Here is a 4,099-nt window from a genome sequence, read left to right on the forward strand (position 1 = left end):
CTCGATCCTGATCGCCATCGTACTCACGGCGGTCGTTCCAGTTGTGCAAGTGGCGGTCTGGTCGGGTTTACTGGTCGTACTGACTGCGATCCGCTTTTTCCATGAGGGTCTGGCGGGACGATTACTGACCGGAAGCATCGGGGATCCCGCGCAGTCCGTCCGGCGTCTGACCCTGGCTTCAGGAATTTCCGGCTGCATCTGGGGTATCGGGCTCGCGCTTCTGTTGCCCGAGCCGCCGCTCTACCGGCTGTTCGTCGCATTCGTCCTGGGCGGGATGGCGGCGGGATCTGTCGTCACCCTGTCGCCGCTGCTTCCCGTGGTGATGGCTTTCCTGATCCCCTGCATGCTGCCCCTGGCGATCCGGTTCGCTCTTGAGGGAAGCCCGGTCTGGCTCGGCATGGCGGCCCTGAGTTTCATGTTCACCGTCTTCCTGTGGATCGCGGCCTGGAAGCTGAATCGCTGGAGTTCCACGATACTCCAGCTGAAGATGGAGAAGAGCCGGCTTGCGGACGAGCTGTCGTCGGTCCTCGCCGACCTCGAGCGCAAGGTGGAACGTCGGACCACCGACCTGCGGATGGCACGCGACGAGGCCAACCGGGCGAACCAGATGAAGTCGAGGTTCCTGGCCGCCGCCAGTCACGATCTAGGCCAGCCTTTCCAGGCGATGCGGCTTTTCATCGACCTTCTGGACAGCCGGCTGAAGGACACGCCCAATCATGAACTGCTGCAAGCGCTGGAGCGAGCGCATGAGAGCGGGCAGCGGATGCTGTCGAGCCTGCTCGACCTGTCGCGGCTGGAAAGCGGAACGGTGGAGTTGCGCATCGAAAGGTTTCCGGCCGCGAACCTCCTCGGCCGGCTTGAGATGGAGTTCAGGCCTCTTGCGGAAAGCCGGGGACTGAGCCTGCGCATCCGGGGGCATGACTGCGAAATCCTGAGCGATCCGGACCTGTTGCACCGGATCGTTGCGAACCTGCTCGGCAACGCGCTCCGCTACACGGCCAATGGCGGAATCCTGCTGGCCTGCCGCCGTCGGAACACGATGCTGCGGCTGGAGGTATGGGACACCGGAGTCGGCATCGCCGCCGACCGGCTGGAGGAAATCTTCGAGGAGTTCCATCGGATCGATCCGGTGGAGCCCGGAGCATCCCAGGGCGTCGGCTTAGGCTTGTCCATCGTCCGCCGGACTGCGGACCTGCTCAATCATCAGGTATCGGTATGCTCGATCGTCGGGCACGGGTCGAGGTTTTCGATCACGGTACCGTGCCGCTCCGCTCAAGATCCGGCGCCGCCGGACGAGGAAGAGCGGCCCGGATTGCTGCCAGCAGGGTCCGCGCACCCGGCGACAAGGGGTGATCCTTCATAAGGACGAGGCCGTAGGGCTCGACGCTGAAGCGCTTCTCGAACTTCAGGATCGAGAAGCGGTTTGTCGAACAGTACAGCTCCGCGAGTGCGCGGGCCGTAACCGACAGCGCGTCCGTTTTGTCGATCATCGCCATCGACATGACGACGGAAGCACTTTCGATCACTTGTGCCGGGATCGGCAGCCTCCTGCTCCGGAACATTTGGTGGACCAGCCGGCGCAGCAACGATCCGTGCGGCTGCAATACCCAGGTCTGCCCGACGAGGTCTTCCAGAGTGACGAGGTCCATCCCCGCCAGCGGATGTCCGCTGCGGCAGACGAAGCAGAGTTCCTCGTCGCCGATCTCCTCATAGATGAAGGGAGTGGGATCGGCATCCGCCGGAATCCGGGCGATCGCGAAGTCGAGCTGGCCCTGCCGCAGGCGGTCGACCAGGGCGGGGCTGGTATCGACGTCGACGAAGATCTGAAGGCCGGGATGTCCCTGCCTGACCGCGTCGACCGCCGGAACGACCAGTTCCACCGCCGGCGCCATCACCGTCCCGACCGTGACCTTGCCGCTGTGCCCGGCCTGGAGCGCCGTCAGTTCCGATCCGGCGACCGCCAGCTCGGACAGGATGACCCTGGCATGGCGAATCATCAGCTCGCCGTACCAGTTGGGTTCGATGCCGCGCGCGTGCCGCTCGAACAACGGGAACCCCAGAGCATCCTCGAAATCGCCGAGCAGCTTGGACGCTGCGGGCTGTGAAAGGTTGAGGCTGGCGGCGGCGCGGTGGAGGTTCCTGTGCTCGTCGAGCGCAAGGAAAAGCTGAAGATGCCGGAACTTCAGTCGCGCGCGGAGGAACCAGTTCGGCGGCAGAGATTGAGGCAGCATGGAATTTTCCGGCTTTGATCCGCACGTAAAGACATACAGATTGTTATATCATAGTCGTCCGATTTTCGATTGGACGGTTATCCCAGGCGCCCCGTACCTTGGCGCATTCAACCAATAAGAAGGGCCGGCGGCTCAAGACGCGCCGACCCGTTTCCGGGATGGGAGAGAATCGTGTCTTTCGATGCAAAGCATGGCACTCAGGTAAAACTCAGGTCGCAGATCTGGTTCGACAATCCGGACGATCCCGACATGACGGCGCTCTACATCGAGCGCTACATGAACTGGGGCATCACCCGCGACGAACTGCAATCCGGCAAGCCGATCATCGGCATCGCGCAGACCGGCTCGGACCTGTCGCCCTGCAACCGCCAGCACATCGTCCTGGCGGAACGTATCCGGGAAGGCATCCGCGAAGCCGGCGGCATCGCCTTCGAGTTCCCAGTCCATCCGATCCAGGAAACCGGCAAGCGGCCGACCGCCGGCCTTGACCGCAACCTGGCCTATCTGGGGCTGGTCGAGACCCTGTTCGGCTATCCGCTGGACGCCGTGGTGCTGACGACCGGCTGCGACAAGACTACCCCGGCCTTGCTGATGGCGGCGGCGACCGTGAACATTCCGGCCATTGCCCTGTCGGTCGGCCCGATGCTGAACGGCTGGTACAAGGGCCAGCGGACCGGGTCCGGCACGATCAAATGGCATGCCAAGAAGCTGAAGACCGCCGGCGAGATCGGCTGGAAGGAATACGTCGATCTGGTCGCGTCCTCCGCCCCGTCGCCAGGGTTCTGCAACACCATGGGCACGGCCACGACGATGAACTCGCTGGCCGAGGCGCTGGGCATGATGCTGCCGGGTTCGGCCGCGATCCCGGCCGTCCACAAGGAACGCGCCGCCACGGCCTACCTGACCGGCAAGCGCATCGTTGAAATGGTGTGGGAGGACCTTAAGCCGTCCGACATCATGACGCGCGAATCCTTCGAGAACGCCATCGCGGTCTGCTCGGCGATCGGCGGCTCGACCAACGCGCCGATCCACCTCAACGCCATCGCACGGCACCTTGGGCTGGAACTCAGCAACGACGATTGGGAGAAGGTCGGGCACAGCATCCCGCTGCTGGTCGACATGCAGCCGGCGGGCCGGTTCCTGGGCGAAGACTTCTTCCGCGCTGGCAGCGTCCCGGCCGTCGTGGCCGAACTGATCGCCGCGGGACGCCTGCCGCACCCGGATGCCAAGACCGTCAACGGCAAGACGATGGGCGAGAACTGTACGGGCAAGTTCACGGAGGACCGCGAGGTCATCCGCGCCTTCGATCAGCCGATGCTGGCCGACGCCGGCTTCCTGAACCTGAAGGGCAACCTGTTCGACAGCGCCATCATGAAGACCAGCGTCATCTCCAAGGAGTTCCGGGAGCGCTACCTGTCGAACCCGAGCGACCCCGAGGCCTTCGAAGGCAAGGCCGTCGTGTTCGACGGCCGCGAGGACTACCATGCCCGGATCAACGACCCGTCGCTGGATATCGACGAGCATTCGATCCTGTTCATCCGGGGCGCCGGCCCGATCGGCCATCCCGGCGCCGCCGAAGTCGTCAACATGGACCCGCCGGCAGCCTTGCTGAAGCGCGGCATCACCGAACTTCCCTGCATCGGCGACGGGCGGCAGTCCGGGACTTCGGGATCTCCCTCGATCCTGAACGCATCGCCGGAAGCGGCGGCAGGCGGCGGTCTGGCGCTGGTGCAGACCGGCGACCGCGTGCGGATCGACCTGAACAAGCGCGAAGCCAATATCCTGATCTCCGACGAGGAACTGGCGAAGCGCCGGCAGGACGTAACGGCGAAGCTCGCCAACGGCGGGTTGTCCTATGTGCCCGCAAG

General features: G+C 64.4%; 3 protein-coding genes. 2 read left to right on the forward strand and 1 reads right to left on the reverse strand.

Going from position 1 to position 4,099, the window contains the following annotated elements; genetic code table 11:
• Positions 1-1,363 (forward strand): sensor histidine kinase (locus tag AC5JJ6_RS02035; protein WP_496040443.1); only part of this gene is annotated, 1,363 nt, incomplete at its 5' end.
• Here the strand turns inward: AC5JJ6_RS02035 and AC5JJ6_RS02040 are convergent.
• The gene (locus tag AC5JJ6_RS02040; RefSeq protein WP_496040444.1) at positions 1,251-2,231 is read right to left on the reverse strand and encodes a LysR family transcriptional regulator; all 981 of its coding nucleotides are present in this window, start codon (positions 2,229-2,231) and stop codon (positions 1,251-1,253) included. The genes AC5JJ6_RS02035 and AC5JJ6_RS02040 overlap by 113 nt on opposite strands.
• Positions 2,232-2,480: 249 nt before the next feature.
• On the opposite strand from AC5JJ6_RS02040, the gene AC5JJ6_RS02045 reads away from it, so the two are divergent.
• Positions 2,481-4,099, forward strand: a 1,619-nt coding sequence (locus AC5JJ6_RS02045) for an IlvD/Edd family dehydratase (protein WP_496040445.1), incomplete at its 3' end; no start/stop codon positions are given.

This window comes from Skermanella sp. (assembly GCF_059503625.1).

What these genes read in the sequence shown, in the direction of transcription:
- AC5JJ6_RS02040 (WP_496040444.1), bottom strand. Translation starts at nt 2,231, where the DNA reads ATGCTGCCTCAATCTCTGCCGCCGAACTGGTTCCTCCGCGCGCGACTG.